This is a genomic window from Pseudomonas sp. MOIL14HWK12:I2 (assembly GCF_000510745.1).
In the GTDB taxonomy this organism is placed as follows: Bacteria; Pseudomonadota; Gammaproteobacteria; order Pseudomonadales; family Pseudomonadaceae; genus Chryseomonas; species Chryseomonas oryzihabitans.
Genome location: NZ_AZOA01000015.1, coordinates 68,317 through 87,311, shown reverse-complemented (window position 1 = coordinate 87,311; position 18,995 = coordinate 68,317). Strand labels below are relative to the sequence as shown.

The following is an 18,995-nucleotide window of genomic DNA, read 5'->3' as shown; positions in this document are numbered from 1 at the left end:
TTCTTGTCCCTGATCGGACTAAGACAGGCGGGCTAGAACAGGCGGGCGAGGAGGGCGGGTACGGCGTTCTCGACGCGCAGGATGCGCTCACCGAGCTGTACGGGCGCCAGACCCGCTTCCTGCAGCTTTTCGACCTCATAGGGTATCCAGCCGCCCTCGGGACCGATCGCCAGCGTCACGGGCTCGCTGAGGGCGCGAGGACAGGCTGGGTAGTTGCCCGGATGACCGACCAGGCCGCGGGTGCCGGCGGCGAGCGCGGGCAGGCGATCCTCGACGAAGGGCTTGAATCGCTTTTCGATCAGCACCTCCGGCAGCACCGTGTCCCGGGCCTGCTCCAGTCCCAGGCGCAATTGCTCCTCGATAGCCGCGGGCTCCAGGAACGGGGTCTGCCAGAAGCTCTTTTCCACCCGGTAGCTGTTCAGCAGCACCAGGCGCGCGACGCCCATGGCGGACACCGTCTGCAGTACCCGGCGCAGCATCTTGGGACGGGGCAGGGCCAGCAGCAGGGTGAGCGGCAGCTTGGCCGGCGGTGGCTGGTCGAGGGTGACGGTCAGGCAGGCCTGGCCGGCGTCGAGGGACTCGATCTGGCCGGAACCCATCAGACCATCCAGCAGGCCGACGCGCATCCGGTCGCCAGCGGCCGCCTGGTGGACCTCGCGCAGATGGGCGAGACGGCGCGGATCGCGCAGCACGACCCGGTCAGCGGCCGTGAAGTCGGCCGCTTCGAGCAGGATCAGATTCACGGACGTTCGGCGGGCGGCTGGGCTTCGGGGGCGGCGTCTTCGTCGGCCAGCGGGCGCTCGCGCTTCTGCACGAAGCGGCCGAACAGCAGGCCGATCTCGAACAGCAGCCACATGGGCACGGCCAGCATGGTCTGGGAGAAGACGTCCGGCGGGGTCAGGATCATGCCGACCACGAAACAGCCGATGATGACGTAGGGGCGGATCTTCTTCAGGTAGGCCACGTCGACCACGCCGATCCAGATCAGCAGCACGGTGGCCACCGGAATCTCGAAGGCGACGCCAAAGGCGAAGAACAGCGTCAGGATGAAATCCAGGTAGGCGTTCAGATCCGGCATCATCATGGCGCCTTCCGGCGTGATGCTGCTGAAGAAGTGGAAGATGATCGGGAACACCAGGAAGTAGGCGAAGGCCATGCCGGCGTAGAACAGCACGATGCTGGAGATCAGCAGCGGGATGGCGACCTTCTTCTCGTGACGATAGAGCCCGGGCGCGACGAACCCCCAGACCTGGTGCAGGATCACCGGCATGGCGATGAACAGCGACACCACCAGCGTCAGCTTGAAGGGCGCGAGGAACGGCGAGGTGACGTCCGTGGAGATCATGGTCGCGCCCTCGGGAAGGACGCGGCGGATCGGCTCGGAGGCGAAGGCATAGATCTTCTGGGCGAAGTAGAACAGCCCGAGAAAGATCAGAAAGGTCGCCAGCACGCATCGGAGGATGCGGGTGCGCAATTCGGTGAGGTGCGAGACCAGGGGCATTTCCTGGTCATCGTGTTCGGAAGGCTTGTCGCTCATGGTGCTCTTGGCGGCGTCTGGGGCGGATCCTGCGGGCGTTCGGCAACCACGTCCTGGGGCATGGGCGGAGCAACGGCGGCCGGTGGGGTCTGAGCTTCCGGGGTGGAGGCGGCAGGCTTGGGCCGGTTGTCGCGCTGTTCCATGGACAGGATATGCTCGTTGCGCAGCTGCTGGCGAATTTCGTCAGCGCCGATCTCGCGCTCCACTTCCTGGCGGATGCTGTTGAAGCTGCGCCTCAGGCGACCGATCCACAGACCCGCGGTGCGCGCAGCACCGGGCAGGCGTTCCGGGCCCAGCACCAGCAGGGCGACGAACCCCACCAGCATCATTTCGGGAAAGCTGATTCCGAACATGGCGGGGCCTTAGTCCTTGCGCACCACCGGCTCTTCGACCTTGCGGTGCTCGGCATCGAAGGTCTGGGGACGATTCAGGGGCGCGTTCGGGTTGGCCGTGCTGGCGGTGGACGCCGGCTGTTCGGCTTTGTCGTCCTCGTCAGTGTGCATGGCCTTGCGGAAGCCCTTGATGGCTTCGCCCACGTCGGAGCCCAGATGCTTCAGGCGTTTGGTGCCAAAGACGATCACCACGACGAGCAGGATGACGATCCAGTGTTTCCAGTCGAAGATACCCATGGTCTTTCCTCGTTGCGAAGCTTGGGGTCAGGATTGAGTGCGGGCGGCCTTTTCGGCATGCCCGGAGAGGCCGAAACGACGATCCAGCTCGTCCAGCACGGCCTGGGGATGCTGGCCCAGGGCCGAGAGCATGATCAGGCTGTGGAACCAGAGGTCGGCGGTCTCGTAGATGACGTCGTCGTATTGCTGGCTGATGGCGGCGTCCTTAGCGGCGAGAATGGTCTCGACGCTTTCTTCGCCGACCTTTTCCAGGATCTTGTTCAGACCCTTGTGGTAGAGGCTGGCCACATAGGAGGAGTCCGGGGCGGCCTGCTTGCGTTCTTCCAGCACCTGCGCCAGGCGCGCGAGGGTGTCAGTCATGGCCGTGCCCTCCGGCATAGATGGCACAGGGGTCCTTGACCACCGGATCGACGGTCTCCCACTGGCCCTCGCGCAACACGCGATAGAAGCAGCTTTCCCGGCCGGTATGGCAGGCGATGCCACCGAGCTGTTCCACCTGCAGCACCACCACGTCGGCATCGCAATCCAGGCGCAGCTCGATGACGCGCTGCACGTGCCCGGATTCCTCGCCCTTGCGCCACAGCCGGTTGCGCGAACGCGACCAGTAGACGGCACGGCCTTCGGCAGCGGTCAGGGCCAGGGATTCGCGGTTCATCCAGGCCATCATCAGGATGCGCCCCGAGGTGGGGTCCTGGGCGATGGCCGGTACCAGGCCATCGCTGTTCCAGTGGATCTCGTCTAACCAGTCGCTCATCGGTCTGTTCAGTACTACGAATTTAGGGTACCAGCCTCGCACAAGACGCGGCTCGAATACAGCGGCAGGGCACCAGTGGCTGAGGGCGTGTATTTCGCCCGATAAAAATGACAGGACGGTTACAGCTTAAGGAGTTCAGCGCCTGATCACCAGAACCAGGCCGCCGACCAGCATGGCCCAGGCCGGCCAGGCATGGGGCTGGGGTTCGAGACCCAGCTGGGCGGCGCCCACCAGCAGCACCGCGCCTATGACGCGCACGATCCAGTCGTCGCGGCGATCCCCCCAGGGATTGGGCGGGTCCTTGCGGTGGGGCTGAGTGATGCGTTCCAGGGTGTCGCGGGCCATCTGCGCCAGATGCGGGATCTGCTCCAGTTGCTGCTGGATGTTGCGGGCGACCTGGGGCGGACTCAGCCGCTTGCGCATCCACTTTTCCAAATAGGGCTTGGCGGTGGACCAGAGGTCCAGGTCCGGATAGAGCTGGCGGCCCAGGCCTTCGATGTTGAGCAGGGTCTTCTGCAGCAGCACCAGCTGCGGCTGGATTTCCATGTTGAAGCGGCGTGCCACCTGGAACAGCCGCAGCAGCAGCTGGCCGAAGGAGATGTCCTTGAGCGGCTTCTCGAAGATGGGTTCGCAGACGGTGCGGATGGCCGCTTCCAGTTCGTTGACCTGGGTGTTGGCCGGCACCCAGCCGGAGTCGATGTGCAGCTGGGCGACCTTGCGGTAGTCGCGCTGGAAGAAGGCCCAGAGGTTGCGCGCCAGGTAGTCCTGGTCCTCGGGGGTCAGGCTGCCGATGATGCCGCAGTCCACGGCGATGTAGAGCGGATCCCACGGCTTGGCGGTGCTGACGAAGATGTTGCCCGGGTGCATGTCGGCATGGAAGAAGCTGTCGCGGAACACCTGGGTGAAGAAGATCTCCACGCCGCGCTCGGCCAGCAGCTTGAAGTCGGTGCCCTGGTCGCGCAGCGCGGCCAGGTCGGTCACCGGGATGCCGTAGATGCGCTCCATGACCAGCACCCGCTCGCGGCACCAGTCCCAGTACACCTGGGGCACATAGAGGCGCTCGGAGCCGTCGAAATTGCGTCTGAGTTGGCTAGAGTTGGCGGCTTCGCGCAGGAGGTCCAGTTCGTCGTAGATGGTCTTCTCGTAGTCGCTGACCACGTCCATCGGGTGCAGGCGGCGGGCTTCGGCGGACAGCCGCTCGGCCATGCGCGCCAGCAGGAACAGCCAGGCGATGTCCTGGCTGATGATGCCCTTCAGGCCGGGCCGTACCACCTTGACCACCACCTCTTCGCCGGTACGCAGCTGGGCGGCATGCACCTGAGCCACCGAGGCCGAGGCCAGCGGCTGGTGGTCGAAACGGGCGAAGGCCTGCTTGATGGGGACGCCGAGTTGCGACTCGATAAGCGCCACGGCCTTTTCCGGTGGAAAGGGCGGGACCTTGTCCTGCAGGAACATCAGTTCGTCGGCGATATCCTCGGGCATGAGGTCGCGGCGGGTGGAGAGGATCTGGCCGAACTTGACGAACACCGGGCCCAGGCCTTCCAGCGCCAGGCGCAGGCGGGCGCCGCGCGGCAGGGTCTTGCTCGGCCGCGGCAGCCAGCGCCAGGGCAGCACATAGCGGGTGGCGCGCAGGTACCAAGGCAGCGGCAGGGCGTAGACGATGTCGTCCAGCCGATAGCGGATCACCACGAAGAAGATCCGCAACAGGCGGTTGAGGGCAGCGAACAGCTTCATTCGTCGGGGTTATCCCTGGCGTTGCGGGCGGTGCCCAGGCGGGCGAGACGGGCGTCGAGACGATCCACGTCCAGGCGCAGGGCATCGATCTCGGCGAAGCGGGCCTCGCCTTCCAGGCGGCCGACCAGCTGACGACTCTCTTCGTTCAGCCAGTTGGACAGCGTCAGCTGCAGACTGTCACGACTCTGTTCGCCAAGGGCCTGGCCACGCCGGGCCAGATCGCCGAGCAGCGCCGCGGGCAGCGGGCCGAGCCAGCGACTGACCTCGTGCTGCCAGTCCAGCTCCAGCTTCTGCAGGATGTCGGACAGCTCGATCAGCAGGGTGCTGTCGCCTTCCAGGCGGACGTCCGGCTGGTGCAGCACCCGCTGCTTGTCGCGGGCCAGGGCCAGCTCGGCCAGGCGCGTCGCCGGGGCGCTCAGGGTGCAGTCGATGTCGCCCTCGTGATGGGCGGCGAAGTGCAGGCCGTCACCCGCGGGCAGGATGTAGAGGCGCAACGCCGGTTGCCGGGTCTGGACCGCGATCACCCGCCCGGTCAGGCCGGCCAGTCGCGGCAGCGCCACCGGATCCAGCGCCAACAGCGGATTCAGGCCACGCTCCAGCGCGGCCAGCAACGCCTGGGTGACGAGGGCCATCAGGGCTTGATGCCGCGGTGCAGGGCGACCACGCCGCCAGTCATGTTGTGGAAGGTCACCCGGGCGAAGCCGGTCTCTTCCATCATGGCCTTGAGGGTCTGCTGGTCGGGGTGCATGCGGATGGATTCGGCCAGGTAGCGATAGCTGTCGGCGTCACCGGCCACCAGCTTGCCCATCAGCGGCAGGAAGCCGAAGGAGTAGGCGTCATAGGCCTTGGACACCAGCGGATTGGTGGGCTTGGAGAATTCCAGCACCAGCAGCCGGCCGCCGGGCTTGAGCACGCGCAGCATGGAGGCCAGCGCCTGGTCCTTGTGGGTGACGTTGCGCAGACCGAAGGCGATGGTGATGCAGTCGAAGTGGTTGTCGGGGAAGGGCAGCTTCTCGGCATCGGCCTGGACGAAGCGCACGTTGCTGGCGACGCCTTCGTCGAGCAGGCGGTCGCGTCCGACCCTGAGCATGGAATCGTTGATGTCGGCCAGGACCACCTCGCCGGTGGGGCCGACCAGGCGGGCGAACTGCTTGGTCAGGTCGCCGGTACCGCCGGCGATGTCCAACACCCGGTTGCCGCGGCGCACGCCGGAGAGTTCGATGGTGAATCTCTTCCACAGCCGGTGGATGCCCGCCGACATCAGGTCGTTCATCACATCGTACTTGGCCGCGACCGAATGGAAGACTTCCGCGACCTTGTAAGCCTTCTGGCTCTCCGGAACGCTCTGGTAGCCGAAGTGGGTCTGGGATTCGGCCTCGGGGCCTTTGCGCGGATCGCTCATGGGGCTACACCTGGGACAGGGACAAGAGGGCATTCTAGCAGGGGGATCGCCCGGCTTGCCTGGCTAAAACCTGGCTGACCGCTCGGTTCTCGCGATTGGCGAGGTGCCGGGCCCTCGCTATAGTCAGGGCCCCTTATCCGGAGTTCCCCGATGTCCCAGATCACCATCGAACGCAGCCATTCGCTCGGCCTGGAAAGCGTTCGCCAGAAGACCGACCAGCTGGCGGAAAAACTCACGCGCGACTATGGGGTGGCCTGCGCCTGGGAAGGCGATACCCTGAAGTTCACGCGCAGCGGCGTGGATGGGCGGATCGAGGTGGGTGAGGACCGGGTGCGGGTGCTGGCGACCCTGGGCATGATGTTCTCGATGCTCAGTGGCCAGATCGAGAAGGAAATCGAGCGCAAGCTGGACAAGGCCCTGGCGGCCTGAGTCCGCTCAGAGCATCAGCTTGACCGCGCTGACATGCGGGTCCCGCGTCTTGCCGGCGCGGGCCAGTTGTTCCAGGTAGTCGGCCCAGAGCGCGTCGCGGCGACTGCCCAGTTCATAGAGATAGTCCCAGCTGAACAGGCCGCTGTCGTGGCCGTCGTCGAAGGTCAGCTTGATGGCGTAGCGCCCGGCCGGTTCGACGGCGCTGATGCCGACCTGCTGCTTGCCCCACTGCAATACCGGATTGCCGTGTCCCTGGACCTCGGCCGAGGGCGAGTGCACGCGCAGGAATTCGGCGGGCAGCTCGAAGGTTTCCGCGCCATAGCTGACGCTGAGGGTCTTCGAAGCCTTGTGGAGCTGGATGGCGGTGGGAGTACGCATGGTGAGGTTCTCTGAGCGGTTTTGCAGTCTTTGCCTGAGGCCATCGCGGCCATGGCGGTCCGCCGATGCGGCCGCTCCTACAGGGTTCGATGTCTTCTGTAGGAGCGGCCGATGGCCGCGATCACGAATGCACCAAACCTACCGTTACAGTATATAGCGCGACAGGTCTTCGTCCTGGGCCAGTTCGCCCAGGTGGCCGTTCACATAGGCCGCGTCGATGACGATGGGCTCGCCATTCTGCTGGCCGGCGAGGTCGGCGGCGCTGAAGGACACCTCTTCGAGCAGGCGCTCCAGCAGGGTGTGCAGGCGCCGGGCACCGATGTTCTCGGTCTTCTCGTTGACCTGCCAGGCGATCTCGGCGATGCGGGTGATGCCGTCGGCGGCAAAGTCCACGTGCAGCCCCTCGGTCTTGAGCAGCTCGCGATACTGCTCGGTGAGCGAGGCGTGCGGCTCGGTGAGGATGCGCTCGAAGTCCTGCGGGGTCAGCGCCTTGAGTTCGACGCGGATCGGCAGACGACCCTGCAGCTCCGGCACCAGATCGCTGGGCTTGGACAGGTGGAAGGCGCCCGAGGCGATGAACAGGATATGGTCGGTCTTGACCATGCCCAGCTTGGTGTTGACGGTGCAGCCCTCGATCAGCGGCAGCAGGTCGCGCTGCACGCCTTCGCGGGAGACGTCGGCACCGCTGGTGTTGCCGCGCTTGGCGACCTTGTCGATCTCGTCGATGAAGACGATGCCGTGCTGTTCGACGGCTTCTAGGGCGCGGCCCTTGAGTTCTTCTTCGTTGACCAGACGGGCGGCTTCCTCGTCACGCACCAGCTTGAGCGCTTCCTTGACCTTGAGCTTGCGCTGCTTGGTCTTGCCCTTGTGCATGCCAGCGAAGAGATTCTGCAGCTGGCTGGTCATCTCCTCCATGCCGGGCGGGGTCATGATCTCGACGCCGGCAGGGGCATCGGCTACCTCGATGTCGATTTCCTTGTCATCCAGCTGGCCTTCGCGCAGGCGCTTGCGGAACAGCTGGCGGGTGTTGCTATCGGTCGACGCCGGCTGGGGTTCGTTGCTGAAGCCTACCGAGGGACGCGCCGGCGGCAGCAGGGCATCGAGGATGCGCTCTTCGGCGGCGTCTTCGGCGCGATGGCGGTTACGCACCATCTCCTGCTCGCGCAGCATCTTCACCGCGGCATCGGCGAGGTCACGGATGATGGACTCGACGTCGCGGCCGACATAGCCGACCTCGGTGAACTTGGTGGCTTCCACCTTGAGGAAGGGCGCATTGGCCAGCTTGGCCAGGCGGCGGGCGATTTCGGTCTTGCCCACACCCGTTGGGCCGATCATCAGGATGTTCTTGGGCGTGACCTCGGGGCGCAGCTCGACCGGCAGCTGCATGCGCCGCCAGCGGTTGCGCAGGGCGATGGCCACGGCGCGCTTGGCGTCGTCCTGGCCGATGATGTGGCGATTGAGTTCGTGGACGATCTCGCGGGGGGTCATGGACATGGGCAGTCTCTAAACCGGATCACGCCTGGGGCGCGTCCAGCTCCTCGATGGTCAGGTTGCGGTTGGTGAACACGCAGATGTCACCGGCGATATTCAGGGCGGTCTCGGCGATCTCGCGCGCACCCAGGTCGGTGTGCATGAGCAGGGCGCGGGCGGCGGCCTGGGCATAGGCGCCACCGGAACCCATGGCGATCAGGCCTTCTTCGGGCTCCACCACGTCGCCATTGCCGGTGATGATCAGGGAGGCGTCCTTGTTGGCGACCGCCAGCATGGCTTCCAGGCGGCGCAGGGCGCGGTCGGTGCGCCAGTCCTTGGCCAGCTCGACGGCGGCCCGGACCAGGTGGCCCTGGTGCTTCTCGAGTTGCGCCTCGAAGCGCTCGAAGAGGGTAAAGGCGTCGGCGGTACCGCCGGCGAAACCGGCCAGCACCTCGCCCCGGTACAGCCGCCGGACTTTCTTGGCGTTGCCTTTCATGACGGTATTGCCCAGGGAAACCTGGCCGTCGCCGCCGATCACGACCTTGCCGTTGCGGCGTACAGAAACGATGGTGGTCAAGGGAATCTCTCCGCGTTGCTTGGGGCAGTCAGCCCCGGTTACGCGGAGATATGGGGATGGCCGCGACGCCCTTCAAGCGCCGCGGCGAGGGATTGCTCCGATCAGTGACCGCGTCGCTGTTGCAGCAACAGATTCTTGAAGCCGCTGCCGGCGAGCTGTTTCTGCGCTTGGGTCAGCTGGTCGCGATCGCTGTAGGGACCGACCAGTACCCGGTACCAGGTGTCGTCCTTGACCTTGCCCGACTCTACCCGCACGTCCTGGCCAAGCATGATGATCTGGGCGCGGACCCGGTCGGCATCGGCCTGGGTGCGGAAGGACCCGGCCTGGAGGAAGAACAGCGTCACCGGCGGCTGGGCCTTGGTGGTGGCTTCCTTGGGCGGCGTGGCGGCCGGCTGGCCCGGCGTGGTCGCGGGCGTGGCCGGTGTCGCCGTGGCCGCCTGGCCGGGTTGCGCCGGGGTCGCGGCGGCATCCGGCTTGGCCGGGGTGGCCGGCTTGGCGGCCGGATTGCGCGGCACGGCATCCGGCGGCACGATCACCTCGGATTCCGGCAGCAGGGTATAGAAATCGTACTTGGGCTTGATCGGCGTGGGCGGCGTGCCCTCGGTCTTGCCAGCGGCGGTCGCGGCTGGCTTGCCGTTGCCCGCCGCGGCGGCCGGGTGACCCTCTTCCGGCTTGGCGCGCTGCACCGCCTTGTTGCCCGGTTCGAGCTTCATCAGGAACACCACGAAGGCCCCGATGGCCAGACCCGACGCGAGCCAGACCCAGCCGGGCAGGGGCTGTTTCTTGGGAGCCGAGGTGTTGCGACTGGCGCCGCGCTTGGGTGGGGCTTTCTTGGTGGCCATCAGGCGGTGATCCGTCTCTTACATGCGTTCCAGGGTGTGCAGGCCAAGCAGTTCCAGACCCTGCTTGAGGGTGCGCCCGGTCAGGGCGGCCAGCCGCAGGCGGCTCTGGCGCAGGGCGGCGTCCTCGGCGGTCAGGATCGGGCAATTCTCGTAGAAACTGGAGAACAGGCCGGCCAGGTCATAGAGGTAGCTGCACAGCAGGTGCGGGGTGCCCTTGTCGGCAACGCTGGCGAGGATCTCGCCGAATTGCGCCAGACGCCCGCCGAGGTCCTGCTCCTGGGGCGCGTCCAGGCGGATGCTGCCGGCGGGGTCGTTCTGCTCGGCCTTGCGCAGCACGCTGGCGACGCGGGTGTAGGCATACAGCAGATAGGGCGCGGTGTTGCCCTCGAAGCTGAGCATCTGTTCGAAGTTGAAGCTGTAGTCGCTGGTACGGTGCTTGGACAGGTCGGCGTACTTGACCGAGGCGATGCCCACCACGCGGCCGATGTGGCGCAATTCGTCCTCGCTGAAGGGCGCCTCGCCACGCTCGGCGCGACCGGCATTGCGCTCCTTGACCAGCTGGTAGGCACGTTCCTCGGCTTCGTCGAGCAGGTCGACCAGCTTGACGGTGCCACCGTCGCGGGTCTTGAACGGACGGCCATCGGCGCCGTTCATGGTGCCGAAGCCCATGTGCTCGAGGTCCATGGCCGCATCGACGAAACCGGCGCGGCGCGCCACCTCAAAGGCCATCTGGAAGTGCAGGGCCTGGCGCTGATCGACGAAGTAGAGCGCGCGATCGGCGTGCAGCTGGCGGCTGCGATAGCGCATGGCGGCCAGGTCGGTGGTGGAATAGAGATAGCCACCGCCGGCCTTCTGTACGATCACCGGCAGCGGATTGCCCTCGGCGTTCTTGAATTCGTCGAGGAAGACGCAACGGGCGCCGTCGCTCTCGGTGAGCAGACCGGCGGCGTCCAGATCGGCCACCACTTGCGCCAGATCGTCGTTGTAGGCGCTCTCGCCCTTGACGTCGGCCGGGGTCAGCTTGACGTTGAGGCGATCGTAGACCTCCTGGCAGTGGGACAGGGAGACGGCATTGAATCGCTCCCAGAGCCGCAGGCAGTGGGCATCACCCGCCTGCAGCGCCACCACCAGTTCGCGGGCGCGAGCGGCGAATTCCGGCGAGGCGTCGAAGCGGCCCTTGGCGGCGCGATAGAACACCTCGAGATCGGCCAGCTCGCCTTCGGCGGCCTGGGGCTGCTCTTCCAGGTAGGCCAGCAGCATGCCGAACTGGGTACCCCAGTCACCCACGTGGTTCTGGCGGATCACCTCGTCGCCGAGGAATTCCAGCACCCGCGCCACGGCATCACCAATGATGGTGGATCTCAGGTGACCGACGTGCATCTCCTTGGCCAGGTTCGGCGAGGAGAGGTCCACCACCACGCGCTGACGCGGCTCGTGGCTGGGCACGCCCAGGTGCGGATCGGCGAAGGCCGCATCCAGCCGCGCGGCCAGTTGCGCATGATTCTGGAAGAAGTTGAGAAAGCCGGGGCCGGCGATCTCCACCTTGCTCACCGCCGGATCGGCGGGCAGGGCGGCCAGCAGCTTCTCGGCCAGGTCACGGGGCTTGGCCCGGGCCGGTTTGGCCAGCAGCAGGGCGACGTTGCTGGCGAAATCGCCGTGGCTCTTGTCCTTGGTGTTCTCGACCTGGATGGCCGGGGCCACGTCGGCCGGCAGGGTGCCGTCGGCGATCAGGCGGTCGAGGGCGTGCTGGATGAGCTGGCGGATGCTGTCTTTCATGGTCTTTGGCCTTCGGCGTGCGCCGAGCGCGCACTGCGATGAAAACCCGGCATTATCCGTGGCGAGCCCGGCCTTGCCAATGGTAAGCCTATGCCACTAGAAGAGATCGATGGGATCCACATCCAGCGACCAGCGCACCTGGCGGGCTTCGGGCAGGCTTTCCAGCTGGACGACCCAGATGCCCAGCAGCCGGTGCAGGGGCGCGCGACTGCTGCTCTGCAGCAGCAACTGGGCCCGATGGCGACCGGCGCGTCTTTCCATTGGCGCCGGTACCGGACCAAGCAACTCCACCTGGGGCAGGGCGAGATTGACCGCCAGGCCCTCGGCGACGTGATAGGCCGCCTCGAGAAAATTCTCCACCTGATCCTGGCGATGGGCGTCGGCACGCAGCAGCGCCAGATAGGCGAAGGGCGGCAGGCCGGCGGCGCGGCGTTCCTGCAGGGCCTGGCGGGCAAAGGCCGGATAGCCTTCCTCGGCCAGTTGCACCATGAGCGGATGATCGGCCAGATGGGTCTGGATCAGCACCTGGCCCGGTTCCTCGGCGCGCCCGGCACGGCCGGCCACCTGGACGATCTGCTGGGCCATGCGCTCGCTGGCGCGGAAGTCGGCGGAAAACAGCCCGCTGTCGGCGTCCAGCACGGCGACCAGGGTCACCTTGGGAAAGTGGTGCCCCTTGGCGAGCATCTGGGTGCCGACCAGGATGCAGGGCGCGCCGCTGTGGATGGTTCTCAGCAGCTTGCCCAGGGCGTCCTTGCGCGCCGTGGTGTCGCGGTCGATGCGCAGCACCGGGACGTCCGGGAACAGCAGCTGCAGGCGTTCCTCGGCGCGTTCGGTGCCGGCACCCACCGGGCGCAGGTCGAGCTTGCCGCAGGAGGGGCAGTGGCGCGGGGGCGTCTGGCGCTGATCGCAATGGTGGCAGCGCAACTCGCCGGAGCCGCGGTGATAGGTCATGCGGGCGTCGCAGCGCGGGCATTGGGCCAGCCAGCCGCAATCGTGGCAGAGCAGGGTGGGGGCGAAGCCGCGGCGATTGAGGAACACCAGCACCTGCTGGCCGCGTTCCAGGGTCGCGCCCATGGCCTTGAGCAGCGGTTGGGACAGGCCGCTGTCCAGGGGGCGACTGCGCACGTCCAGGCGCTCGAAGCGCGGCGGCTGGGCGCCACCGGCGCGGAGTGACAGACGCAGATGGGCGTAACGCCCCTGCTCGGCGTTGTGCAGGCTTTCCAGCGAGGGCGTGGCCGAACCCAGCAGCACCGGTAGATTCTCGAAGCGCGCGCGGACCACCGCCAGGTCGCGGGCGTGGTACCTCAGGCCTTCCTGCTGTTTATAGGAGGCGTCGTGTTCTTCGTCGACGATGATCAGCCCGGGGTGTTTGAGCGGGGTGAACAGCGCCGAGCGGGTGCCCACCACGATGTCCAGTTCGCCATCGCGGGCGGCCAGCCAGATGTCCATGCGCTCGCGATCGGTCAGCGCCGAATGCAGCAGGGCGATGCGCGCATTGAAGCGTTGTTCGAAGCGACCCAGGGTCTGGGGCCCCAGGTTGATCTCGGGGATCAGCAGCAGGGCCTGGCGTCCCGCTTCCAGGGTGGCGCGGATCAGCTGCAGATAGACCTCGGTCTTGCCGCTGCCGGTCACCCCTTCCAGCAGATAACAGTGGAAGCCGCTGCCGGCGCGGACCGCTTCGTAGGCCAGGCGCTGCTCGCCGTTGAGCGGCAGTTCGGCCTGGGCGAGCCAGGCACCCTGGTGCCGATGCGGCTGGTGATAGCGGGTCTCCACCTTGACCAGGCCCTTGGCCTGCAGGAGGTCCAGACTGTCCTTGACCAGGCCGAGCTGGCCGAGCAATTCGTGCAGCACGCCATGGGGATGCTGGCGCAGGGTCTTGAGCGCCTCGCGCTGGCGCGGCGCCCGGGCCAGGCGCGGGTCTTCCGGGCGGGCGTCGGGTTGGGCGATCCAGAAGCGCTGCAGCCGTCGCTCCGCCGGTTCTCCCTGACGCAAAAGGGCAGGAAGTGCCCAGCTCAGGGTGTCGCCGAGGCTGTGCTGATAGTACTGGGCGGACCACTGGCAGAGTTCGAACAGCGCGCTCGGCAGTGGCGGACGCTCGTCGAGCAATTGCAGCGCCTTGCGCAGCTTGTCCGCCGGCACCTCGGTCTCCTGGGCGACCTCGATCAGGACCCCGATCACCTCGCGGCGGCCAAAGGGCACCCGCAGCCGCACGCCCGGGCGCAACTGCTCCTCGACCGCTCCCTTGGGCGGCAGATAGTCGAACAGGCGGCGCAGCGGGGAGGGCAGCGCCAGGCGCAGGATCAGGGGCACGGCAGGGCTCGCAGGAGGAAAGCCCGATGGTAGCAGACGGGCGGTGTGGGGGCTGCTTGCACCTCTTAGCTGCTCTGGTATGATTTGCAGCCCAAATCTGTGCGGTATCCGGCAATGGCGCCGGGTGGCGGCACAGCTAGACCCCGAGGATAGCCCCATGAAAGCTGATATCCATCCGCAGTACGATGCCATCGAAGCCACCTGCAGCTGCGGCAACGTCATCAAGACCCGCTCGACCCTGAGCAAGAACATTCACCTGGACGTCTGCTCCGAATGCCACCCGTTCTACACCGGCAAGCAGAAGGTCCTGGACGCTGGCGGCCGTATCGACCGCTTCAAGCAGCGCTTCGGCGTGTTCGGCAGCAGCAAGTAATGCGCTGCCGTCGACCATCTCCGCATGGTTCGACACTGAAGAAGGCGTCCCTCTGGGGCGCCTTTTTCGTTTCTGGCCTGACCGGCGCGCCCGCGGCCCTGGCGGCGGCGTGCCCGCTGCTGCCTGGTGGCCAGGAGGTGATGGTCCGGCAGGTGGTGGATGGCGATACCCTGCGCCTGGTCGACGGCCGCTCGGTCCGGCTGATCGGCGTCAATGCGCCCGAGCTGGGCAAGTCCGGCGGTACCGCCCAGCCCTATGCCGAGGCAGCGCGCCGGCGCCTGCAGGAACTGGTCGCGGCCAGCGACGAGCGCCTGCGGCTGGTGCCGGGTAGCGAGGCGACCGACCATTACGGCCGCACCCTGGCACATCTCTATGATCGCGAGGGCGACAATCTTGAAGCCCGGTTGATCGCCGAGGGTCTCGGCTATGCCGTCGCCATCGCGCCCAATATCCGGCTGGCCGATTGTCAGGCCGCCGCGCAAAGCCAGGCGCGCCGGGCGCGTCTCGGGGTCTGGAAGCAGGCGCCGACCCCCGCCACCCGGATCGCGGAAGGCGGTTTCGCCGTGGTGCAGGGGCGTCTGCTGGACGTCGAACGCAATCGCGGCGGCCTCTGGCTGCAGTTCGAAGGCGATCTGGTGGTCAATGTCCCCGAGCGCTTCGTCGAGGCCTTCGACGGCGTGCCGCTGCATCAATGGGTCGGCCGCCAGCTCGAGGCGCGGGGCTGGATTTCCGATCGCAGCCGGCGCCAGGAAGCGGGGCGCGCCCGCTGGCAGATGACCTTGAGCGATCCGCACATGCTGGGTTTGCAGGTTGAATCGTTTTAGCCGAAAGTCGTATTGCGATTGATTTCAGGCATATGGCCGATTGCTTGTGGCACCTTGAGTCTTTGCGTATTCTCGCCCGACCCAAGACCCACACCACGCGGATATACCAATAATGTCTGATCTCAAAACCGCTGCCCTCGAATACCACGCCCAGCCGCGCCCCGGCAAACTCAGCGTCGAGCTGACCAAGCCCACCGCGACCGCCCGCGACCTGTCCCTGGCCTACAGCCCCGGCGTCGCCGAACCGGTCCGCGAGATCGGTCGCGATCCCGAACTGGCCTACCGCTACACCGGCAAGGGCAACCTGGTCGCCGTGATCTCCGACGGTACCGCCATCCTCGGCCTGGGCAACCTCGGCCCGCTGGCCTCCAAGCCGGTGATGGAAGGCAAGGGTGTGCTGTTCAAGCGCTTCGCCGGTGTGGACGTCTTCGACATCGAGGTGGACGCCGAGAGCCCCCAGGCCTTCATCGACACCGTCAAGCGCATCTCCATCACCTTCGGTGGCATCAACCTGGAAGACATCAAGGCGCCCGAGTGCTTCGAGATCGAGCGTGCCCTGATCGAGCAGTGCGACATCCCGGTCTTCCACGATGACCAGCACGGCACCGCCATCGTCACCGCTGCAGGCATGCTCAACGCCCTGGAAATCGCCGGCAAGCGCCTGGAAGACGCCAAGATCGTCTGCCTGGGTGCCGGTGCCGCCGCCATCTCCTGCATGCGCCTCCTGGCCAGCATGGGCGCCAAGGTCGAGAACATCTACATGATCGACCGTCAGGGCGTGGTCCACAGCGGCCGCAACGACCTCAACCAGTACAAGGCGGCCTTCGCCACCGAGACCAGCAAGCGCACCCTGGACGATGCCCTCGAGGGCGCCGACGTCTTCGTCGGTCTGTCCGGCCCGAACTTGCTGTCGGCCGAAGGCCTCAAGCGCATGGCGGCCAACCCCATCGTCTTCGCCTGCTCCAACCCGGATCCGGAAATCACCCCCGAGCTGGCCCATGCCACCCGCGACGACGTGATCATGGCCACCGGTCGTTCCGACTACCCGAACCAGGTCAACAACGTCCTCGGCTTCCCCTTCATCTTCCGCGGTGCCCTGGACGTCCGCGCCCGGGTCATCAACGAAGAAATGAAGATCGCCGCCGCCCTGGCCCTGCGTGACCTGGCCAAGCTGCCGGTGCCCAAGGAAGTCTGCGAAGCCTACAAGGTCGACAGCCTGAGCTTCGGCCGCGAGTACATCATTCCCAAGCCGATGGATGCGCGCCTGATCACCCTGGTATCCGATGCCGTGGCCAAGGCCGCCATCGAGACCGGCGTGGCCACGCTGCCCTATCCGGCGAACTATCCGCTGAAGTCGGTGGATGACGTCTTCGCCAAGTAAGGTCCGAAGCAATAAAAAAACCCCGCCGCGGCGGGGTTTTTTATTGGCTGGAGATCAGAAGATGTCCATGGGCACAGTTTCGCTGGAGGGTAGCGGTGTGCCGGGCGCCACGCCAGGCGGCAGCTCGTCCAGACTCGGCGGGGTGTCCTCGCTCTTGAACAGCTCGAAGTAGGCGTTGGGCGTGCCGGGCGGCGCAGCGCGACCGGTGGTGGGGTCCACGCGGATGGAGACGATGCCTTCCGGTTCCTTGAGCTGATGCGGCGGCTTGTCCTTGAGCGCCGCGCCCATGTAGCTCATCCAGATCGGCAGGGCCACGGTGCCACCGAATTCCTGGCGACCCAGGGTCTCGGGCTGATCGAAGCCGGCCCAGACCGTGGTCACGTAGTCGCCGTTGTAGCCGGAGAACCAGGTGTCCTTGGATTCGTTGGTGGTACCGGTCTTGCCGGCCAGGTCGTTGCGACCCAGTTCCAGCGCCTTGCGCCCAGTGCCGCGCTTGATCACGTCCTGCAGCATGCTGTTCATGATGAAGGCGTTGCGCGGGTCGATGACCTGGGGCGCGAACACCGGCGCCGGATTGGCCGGATCGGCCGCGGCGGTATCGGCCGCCGGCGTGACCTCGACGCCCGGGGCAGCCTTGGCCTGCGCCTGCTGGGGCACCCGCGGCGCGGCAGTGCGATAGACCACCTTGCCGTCGCGATCGGTCACGTGATCGACCACGTAGGGGGTCACCTTGTAACCCTCGTTGGCGAAAACCGACCAGCCGGTGGCGACTTCCAGCGGCGTCAGGCCCGGGGTGCCGAGAGCGAGGGACAGGTTGCGCGGCAACTGGTCGCGCTCGAAGCCGAAGCGACTGACGTAGTCCAGCGCATAGTCGATGCCGATGGCCTGCAGCACCCGGATGGACACCAGGTTGCGCGAGCGATACAGCGCCTCGCGCAGGCGGATGGGGCCGAGGAAGGTGTTGTTGTCGTTCTTTGGTCGCCAGGCTTCGTCGGGATTCTCGTCCATGAAGACGATGGGCGCATCGTTGACCAGGCTGGCGGCGGTGAAGCCCTTTTCCAGGGCCGCGCTGTAGATGAACGGCTTGAAGCTGGAGCCGGGCTGGCGGCGGGCCTGGGTCGCGCGGTTGTAGTTGCTCTGCTCGAAGGAGAAGCCACCGATCAGAGCACGGATGGCGCCATCCTGGGGGTCGAGGGAGACCAGGGCGCTCTGCGCCTTGGGGATCTGCGAGAACTTCAGGCTGCCATCGTCCTGGCGCTGCACCCGGATCAGGTCGCCGACCTTGACCACGTCGGCCGGACCGTTCGGCCGCGGCCCCAGGCTGTTGGCGCTGAGGTAGGGGCGGGCCCACTTCATCGAATCCCAGGAGACCGCCTCTTCCTTGCCCTCGCGGGTCAGGACCAGGATGCCGCTCTTTTCCACCTGGGTGACGATGGCCGGATCCTGGCCGCCGACGATGCGCTGCTTCTGGATCAGTGCGGTCCACTCGGCCCGGCTGCGGTTGGGCCACTGGGCCTCGGGCCCGCGGTAGCCATGGCGGCGGTCGTAGTCGGTCAGGCCGTCGCGCACGGCCTCGAAGGCGTCCGTCTGCAGCCGGCTGTCGATGGTGGTATAGACCTGGTAGCCATCGGTATAGGCGTCACCGCCATAGCGGCCGACCATTTCCGCCCGCGCCATCTCAGCGATGTAGGGGGCGTTGAGCTCGGGAATGGCGACGTGGTGATAGGCCTCGAGCGGCTCGGCGATGCCGGCCTGGTAGGCCGCCTGATCGATATAACCGAGCTTGAACATGCGTTCGAGAATCCAATTGCGTCTTTCCAGGCTACGCTCAGGATTAGCGACCGGGTTGTAACGCGACGGCGCCTTGGGCAGACCAGCGATCATCGCCATCTGGGCAACGGTCAGGTCCTTGATGGACTTGCCATAGTAGACCTGGGCGGCGGCCTCGATGCCGTAGGCGCGGTTGCCCAGGTAGATCTTGTTGACGTAGAGCTCGAGGATCTCGTCCTTGGTCAGTTGGCGCTCGATTTGCAGCGCCAGGAGGATCTCGGTGAATTTGCGCGAGAAGCTGCGTTCGCTGGTCAGGAAGTAGTTCTTGGCGACCTGCATGGTGATGGTGCTGCCGCCGGTCTGGATGTGTCCGGTCTTGACCAGCTGGCTCACCGCTCGCGCCAGGCTTTTCACATCCACGCCATAGTGATTGGCGAAGTTGTCATCCTCGGCGGAGAGCAGGGCATGGATGAAATCGGGCGGTATCTCGTTGAACCGCAGTGGCGAGCGGCGCATTTCACCGAATTCGGCGATGAGTTTGCCGTCCGCGCTGTACACCCGCAGAGGGATCTGCAGTTGCACGTTTCGCAGGGCGTCGATGGAGGGCAGGCTGGGGCTGAGGTAGAGGAAGGCACCGCTGAGACCCAGCAAAAGGCTGCAGACCAGGGCGACCAACGACCACCAGAAAAATTTCAGAACACGCATCAAGAGACTTTTCGAATGGAAAGAAGGAAAGGGCGACAGGTGAGGGTCAGCCTACACGGCGTCGCCATTATAGGCGCGTTTGGCGGTTGGCCGCTATTTGCTCG

General features: G+C 66.3%; 20 protein-coding genes. 4 read left to right on the top strand and 16 right to left on the bottom strand.

What is annotated here, in order from left to right:
• Positions 1-32: 32 nt before the first annotated feature.
• The 9 genes from PSK12I2_RS0114220 to ubiE all read right to left on the bottom strand — a co-directional run bounded on the left by PSK12I2_RS0114220 (position 33) and on the right by ubiE (position 6,056).
• Positions 33-743: a 16S rRNA (uracil(1498)-N(3))-methyltransferase gene (locus PSK12I2_RS0114220; protein ID WP_027598926.1), complete on the bottom strand. Its 711-nt coding sequence runs from the start codon at positions 741-743 to the stop codon at positions 33-35.
• A complete protein-coding gene (gene tatC / locus PSK12I2_RS0114215; protein WP_007161603.1) occupies positions 740-1,537 on the bottom strand; it encodes a twin-arginine translocase subunit TatC in 798 nt (265 codons plus the stop codon). The genes PSK12I2_RS0114220 and tatC overlap by 4 nt, the downstream gene beginning before the upstream one ends.
• A complete protein-coding gene (gene tatB / locus PSK12I2_RS0114210; RefSeq protein WP_007161604.1) occupies positions 1,534-1,890 on the bottom strand; it encodes a Sec-independent protein translocase protein TatB in 357 nt (118 codons plus the stop codon). Before tatB ends, tatC begins: the two co-directional genes overlap by 4 nt.
• Before the next feature lie 9 nt (positions 1,891-1,899).
• Positions 1,900-2,166, bottom strand: coding sequence for a twin-arginine translocase TatA/TatE family subunit (locus tag PSK12I2_RS0114205; RefSeq protein ID WP_027598925.1), 267 nt, complete (start codon positions 2,164-2,166; stop codon positions 1,900-1,902).
• Between the two features lie 27 nt (positions 2,167-2,193).
• Positions 2,194-2,526, bottom strand: a complete 333-nt coding sequence (locus PSK12I2_RS0114200; protein ID WP_007161606.1) for a phosphoribosyl-ATP diphosphatase — start codon at positions 2,524-2,526, stop codon at positions 2,194-2,196.
• Positions 2,519-2,920, bottom strand: a complete 402-nt coding sequence (hisI, locus tag PSK12I2_RS0114195; RefSeq protein ID WP_027598924.1) for a phosphoribosyl-AMP cyclohydrolase — start codon at positions 2,918-2,920, stop codon at positions 2,519-2,521. The genes PSK12I2_RS0114200 and hisI overlap by 8 nt, the downstream gene beginning before the upstream one ends.
• Before the next feature lie 135 nt (positions 2,921-3,055).
• A complete protein-coding gene (gene ubiB, locus PSK12I2_RS0114190; protein ID WP_007161608.1) occupies positions 3,056-4,654 on the bottom strand; it encodes a ubiquinone biosynthesis regulatory protein kinase UbiB in 1,599 nt (532 codons plus the stop codon).
• Positions 4,651-5,286: an SCP2 domain-containing protein gene (locus PSK12I2_RS0114185; RefSeq protein ID WP_037007730.1), complete on the bottom strand. Its 636-nt coding sequence runs from the start codon at positions 5,284-5,286 to the stop codon at positions 4,651-4,653. Before PSK12I2_RS0114185 ends, ubiB begins: the two co-directional genes overlap by 4 nt.
• Positions 5,286-6,056, bottom strand: a complete 771-nt coding sequence (gene ubiE, locus PSK12I2_RS0114180) for a bifunctional demethylmenaquinone methyltransferase/2-methoxy-6-polyprenyl-1,4-benzoquinol methylase UbiE (RefSeq protein ID WP_007161610.1) — start codon at positions 6,054-6,056, stop codon at positions 5,286-5,288. The genes PSK12I2_RS0114185 and ubiE overlap by 1 nt, the downstream gene beginning before the upstream one ends.
• Positions 6,057-6,206: 150 nt before the next feature.
• Between ubiE and PSK12I2_RS0114175 the strand changes: the two genes are divergently transcribed.
• The gene (locus PSK12I2_RS0114175) at positions 6,207-6,485 is read left to right on the top strand and encodes a polyhydroxyalkanoic acid system family protein (RefSeq protein ID WP_027598922.1); all 279 of its coding nucleotides are present in this window, start codon (positions 6,207-6,209) and stop codon (positions 6,483-6,485) included.
• A gap of 6 nt (positions 6,486-6,491) precedes the next feature.
• Here PSK12I2_RS0114175 and PSK12I2_RS0114170 read toward each other — a convergent pair whose 3' ends face one another.
• The 6 genes from PSK12I2_RS0114170 to PSK12I2_RS0114145 form a co-directional block, all read right to left on the bottom strand.
• Positions 6,492-6,863, bottom strand: coding sequence for a gamma-butyrobetaine hydroxylase-like domain-containing protein (locus PSK12I2_RS0114170; RefSeq protein ID WP_007161612.1), 372 nt, complete (start codon positions 6,861-6,863; stop codon positions 6,492-6,494).
• A 144-nt stretch (positions 6,864-7,007) separates the two neighbouring features.
• Positions 7,008-8,357, bottom strand: a complete 1,350-nt coding sequence (gene hslU / locus PSK12I2_RS0114165) for an ATP-dependent protease ATPase subunit HslU (protein WP_007161613.1) — start codon at positions 8,355-8,357, stop codon at positions 7,008-7,010.
• A gap of 19 nt (positions 8,358-8,376) precedes the next feature.
• The gene (gene hslV / locus PSK12I2_RS0114160) at positions 8,377-8,910 is read right to left on the bottom strand and encodes an ATP-dependent protease subunit HslV (protein WP_007161614.1); all 534 of its coding nucleotides are present in this window, start codon (positions 8,908-8,910) and stop codon (positions 8,377-8,379) included.
• Positions 8,911-9,011: 101 nt separating this feature from the next.
• Positions 9,012-9,752: an SPOR domain-containing protein gene (locus tag PSK12I2_RS0114155; protein ID WP_027598921.1), complete on the bottom strand. Its 741-nt coding sequence runs from the start codon at positions 9,750-9,752 to the stop codon at positions 9,012-9,014.
• 18 nt (positions 9,753-9,770) lie between these two features.
• Positions 9,771-11,528, bottom strand: a complete 1,758-nt coding sequence (gene argS / locus PSK12I2_RS0114150) for an arginine--tRNA ligase (RefSeq protein ID WP_027598920.1) — start codon at positions 11,526-11,528, stop codon at positions 9,771-9,773.
• A gap of 96 nt (positions 11,529-11,624) precedes the next feature.
• Positions 11,625-13,838: a primosomal protein N' gene (locus PSK12I2_RS0114145; protein ID WP_027598919.1), complete on the bottom strand. Its 2,214-nt coding sequence runs from the start codon at positions 13,836-13,838 to the stop codon at positions 11,625-11,627.
• A gap of 157 nt (positions 13,839-13,995) precedes the next feature.
• Between PSK12I2_RS0114145 and rpmE the strand changes: the two genes are divergently transcribed.
• From rpmE to PSK12I2_RS0114130, 3 genes are all read left to right on the top strand, one after another.
• Positions 13,996-14,211 (top strand): 50S ribosomal protein L31, encoded by a 216-nt coding sequence (rpmE, locus tag PSK12I2_RS0114140; RefSeq protein ID WP_007161618.1) that lies wholly within the window; start codon positions 13,996-13,998, stop codon positions 14,209-14,211.
• The gene (locus PSK12I2_RS0114135; RefSeq protein ID WP_037007728.1) at positions 14,211-15,035 is read left to right on the top strand and encodes a thermonuclease family protein; all 825 of its coding nucleotides are present in this window, start codon (positions 14,211-14,213) and stop codon (positions 15,033-15,035) included. Before rpmE ends, PSK12I2_RS0114135 begins: the two co-directional genes overlap by 1 nt.
• A gap of 112 nt (positions 15,036-15,147) precedes the next feature.
• A complete protein-coding gene (locus PSK12I2_RS0114130) occupies positions 15,148-16,416 on the top strand; it encodes a malic enzyme-like NAD(P)-binding protein (protein WP_027598917.1) in 1,269 nt (422 codons plus the stop codon).
• Positions 16,417-16,470: 54 nt separating this feature from the next.
• On the opposite strand, the gene PSK12I2_RS0114125 is transcribed toward PSK12I2_RS0114130, so the two are convergent.
• Entirely contained in the window at positions 16,471-18,891 is a 2,421-nt protein-coding gene (locus PSK12I2_RS0114125) for a penicillin-binding protein 1A (protein WP_027598916.1), read from the bottom strand.
• Positions 18,892-18,995 lie beyond the last annotated feature (104 nt).

What these genes read in the sequence shown, in the direction of transcription:
- tatC (WP_007161603.1), bottom strand. Translation starts at nt 1,537, where the DNA reads ATGAGCGACAAGCCTTCCGAACACGATGACCAGGAAATGCCCCTGGTC.
- tatB (WP_007161604.1), bottom strand. Translation starts at nt 1,890, where the DNA reads ATGTTCGGAATCAGCTTTCCCGAAATGATGCTGGTGGGGTTCGTCGCC.
- PSK12I2_RS0114205 (WP_027598925.1), bottom strand. Translation starts at nt 2,166, where the DNA reads ATGGGTATCTTCGACTGGAAACACTGGATCGTCATCCTGCTCGTCGTG.
- PSK12I2_RS0114200 (WP_007161606.1), bottom strand. Translation starts at nt 2,526, where the DNA reads ATGACTGACACCCTCGCGCGCCTGGCGCAGGTGCTGGAAGAACGCAAG.
- hisI (WP_027598924.1), bottom strand. Translation starts at nt 2,920, where the DNA reads ATGAGCGACTGGTTAGACGAGATCCACTGGAACAGCGATGGCCTGGTA.
- ubiB (WP_007161608.1), bottom strand. Translation starts at nt 4,654, where the DNA reads ATGAAGCTGTTCGCTGCCCTCAACCGCCTGTTGCGGATCTTCTTCGTG.
- PSK12I2_RS0114185 (WP_037007730.1), bottom strand. Translation starts at nt 5,286, where the DNA reads ATGGCCCTCGTCACCCAGGCGTTGCTGGCCGCGCTGGAGCGTGGCCTG.
- ubiE (WP_007161610.1), bottom strand. Translation starts at nt 6,056, where the DNA reads ATGAGCGATCCGCGCAAAGGCCCCGAGGCCGAATCCCAGACCCACTTC.
- PSK12I2_RS0114175 (WP_027598922.1), top strand. Translation starts at nt 6,207, where the DNA reads ATGTCCCAGATCACCATCGAACGCAGCCATTCGCTCGGCCTGGAAAGC.
- PSK12I2_RS0114170 (WP_007161612.1), bottom strand. Translation starts at nt 6,863, where the DNA reads ATGCGTACTCCCACCGCCATCCAGCTCCACAAGGCTTCGAAGACCCTC.
- hslU (WP_007161613.1), bottom strand. Translation starts at nt 8,357, where the DNA reads ATGTCCATGACCCCCCGCGAGATCGTCCACGAACTCAATCGCCACATC.
- PSK12I2_RS0114155 (WP_027598921.1), bottom strand. Translation starts at nt 9,752, where the DNA reads ATGGCCACCAAGAAAGCCCCACCCAAGCGCGGCGCCAGTCGCAACACC.
- argS (WP_027598920.1), bottom strand. Translation starts at nt 11,528, where the DNA reads ATGAAAGACAGCATCCGCCAGCTCATCCAGCACGCCCTCGACCGCCTG.
- rpmE (WP_007161618.1), top strand. Translation starts at nt 13,996, where the DNA reads ATGAAAGCTGATATCCATCCGCAGTACGATGCCATCGAAGCCACCTGC.
- PSK12I2_RS0114135 (WP_037007728.1), top strand. Translation starts at nt 14,211, where the DNA reads ATGCGCTGCCGTCGACCATCTCCGCATGGTTCGACACTGAAGAAGGCG.
- PSK12I2_RS0114130 (WP_027598917.1), top strand. Translation starts at nt 15,148, where the DNA reads ATGTCTGATCTCAAAACCGCTGCCCTCGAATACCACGCCCAGCCGCGC.
- PSK12I2_RS0114125 (WP_027598916.1), bottom strand. Translation starts at nt 18,891, where the DNA reads ATGCGTGTTCTGAAATTTTTCTGGTGGTCGTTGGTCGCCCTGGTCTGC.